Raw genomic sequence first — 1,618 nt, 5'->3', positions numbered from 1 at the left:
CTGTAGGAAGAATTAATTTGTACTTAGACGCAAATAATTGGTCATTCTCTGATAATACGGAATACTTTGCTATAGTTTCATCTTTTTCCGCGCATAAAATAACTCCGATAGTAGGGTTATCATCTTCACCGCGTTTCAAATTATCGAACATCCTTACATACATATCCATTTGTCCGATGTCTTGATGAGTCAGTTTTTTAGTTTTCAAATCAATGACGACAAAACATTTTAGTAAATAATTGTAAAAAACAAGATCTATGTAGAAATGCGCTGTTTCTGTACTTATACGGAATTGCCTGCCAACGAAAGAAAAACCTTTACCAAACGTACCACTCAAGAAACGAGATAAATTTACAATTAGTTGCTCTCCGTAATTTGCCCGTTCTTTTCCCTGTTGTTCCTGTTCTACTATTCGTCTGCCAATATTCCAATATGTTTCCACCATTGTATAATTGAATAAAATCCCCCACCCACAAGCAGCCTAATAAAATCAAAATGTATACACTCACCACTATTCTGTGCAGTCAGGGCAGGCTGCGCGTGCTGTAAAAACATTTTTCGGGCGTTCCCCGCCGTAGAGACTTTGAAATAAAACAAAGAAAATTCAGAGAATAAAAGTTCGGCGACGTACCCTAGATAAAGCTTTCTACCTACCGCTATTTAGTCGCCGAAAGGCTCGTAGGCGGGCTCTTACGAAGTTTTTACAGCGCGCGCAGCCTGCCCTGACTGCACAGGAGAGCGATTAAATGTATACACTTGTTATCGTTAGTATTAGCCTGCGAATAATCATTCACTCAATAATCTTATCAATAATAATATTAACCTCTTCAATCAATATGCCAGTGTAACGCTCGATATTTTCAATAATATACTGCTGCATTTCATGGATATTGCCGCCAAGTTGGATGCCGTAGGGAATATCAATAGTAATAACAAGCCGGTATCCTATTTCTACGTCTTTTACGAGGATTTTTTTTATTTTGATGGCAGGGTTATATTCCTCAACGCAGAGAATGACCATCTGGCTTAGAGCGGATTGTGAAATAATTACTTTTCCGCGTTTTGAATATTCAGGACGCACTAAGGATTTTTCAAGCAGGGTAGGGACCGGCCCAAGTCCTGTGGGTAAACTCATTGGGTCTCCCTCGGGAGTGGCGCGGCGCTTAAGAATCCTTATGCCGTCAAAAAAAATGTTTGGATAACTTTTTTTTACTTCGATTGAGGGTAAGGGGATAACATGCTTACCTTCTATGCGCCTAGTTCTTACCGCTCTGTCAATTTCTTCCTGGGTGGCGATATCCTCAATTTTTATAATTTTAGACGGAGGGGGAAGCTGAAGGCGCGAGGCGATTTTATAAACCATTTTTTCAGAAGTTCCAAGAATTAAAATACGCTTGTATTTTTCACTTTGCAATTTGCGCGCGACTTCGTCCCTGTGCGACTTTTCGTCAAAAAGGGCGACTTTAACAGCGGCAAGGAAAGTATGTTCTTTTTTTGCAGAATGGCCGGCAAGGATACGGTTGTCACGTACCAAGAGGCCGTCGTCTATTAAATAGTCTAGTCTGTATTTTTGCGCGACAAGCTTTGCGTGAAAAGGGATGCCGGTCCTCTGGCGCCA

General features: G+C 40.7%; 2 protein-coding genes. Both read right to left on the bottom strand.

Annotated features, from left to right (window positions below):
- Positions 1–445 (bottom strand): PDDEXK nuclease domain-containing protein (locus ACYVRA_RS06445; protein WP_461251925.1); only part of this gene is annotated, 445 nt, incomplete at its 3' end.
- Between the two features lie 345 nt (positions 446–790).
- Complete coding sequence (locus ACYVRA_RS06440) at positions 791–1,600, bottom strand: hypothetical protein (protein ID WP_461251926.1); 810 nt, start codon at positions 1,598–1,600, stop codon at positions 791–793.
- Positions 1,601–1,618: the final 18 nt, after the last annotated feature.

The organism is Treponema sp. R8-4-B8 (genome assembly GCF_054786175.1).
The sequence above is the reverse complement of the archived record's forward strand: the minus strand, read 5'-3'. Positions and strand labels throughout refer to the sequence as shown.